The sequence below is a fragment of the Secundilactobacillus folii genome (assembly GCF_009720675.1).
In the GTDB taxonomy this organism is placed as follows: domain Bacteria; phylum Bacillota; class Bacilli; order Lactobacillales; family Lactobacillaceae; genus Secundilactobacillus; species Secundilactobacillus folii.
Map to the genome: position 1 here is coordinate 1 of NZ_WNJO01000041.1, position 491 is coordinate 491.

The window sequence follows — 491 nt, forward strand, 5'->3', positions numbered from 1 at the left end:
GACCATCACTGGTAGTCAGCGTGACACTAACACCAGGTGCGGTCGTTCCTGTAATCGTGTACGAACCATCCGGATTAACTGTAACGGTTCCAGTAGTATTGGCATCCGGTACTGTGACTGTTGCTTGAGTGCCACCATTTGGATCGATGTTAATAGTTTGACCAGGAGTCACTGTCCCACTTGGAATCTTAACGTCAATGTTGCCATTGCCATCAGTGGTTCCAGTCACGGGGTTACCATTGCCATCCTTGATCGGATTGCCGTTGTTATCAGTGACTGTGACCGTGGTATTCGGCTTCGTCTTGCCGCCAACTTGGTAACCGCCATCCGGGGTCTTAGTGATCGTTACATCAGTCGTCGGTGTATCCGTTGGTACCGTAACGGTACCAGGAGCACCATTGCCAGCTTGAACAGTCAGTTGATCACCTGGTTTGACTGAATCCTGTGGCACTGTCATATCGATCTTGCCATTCCCATCAGTCTTACCAGTT

1 pseudogene is annotated in these 491 nt (G+C 49.9%); it reads right to left on the bottom strand.

The annotated features are described in order from the left end of the window. Positions 1-491, bottom strand: a pseudogene (locus GM612_RS12270) (hypothetical protein); the annotation flags it as partial.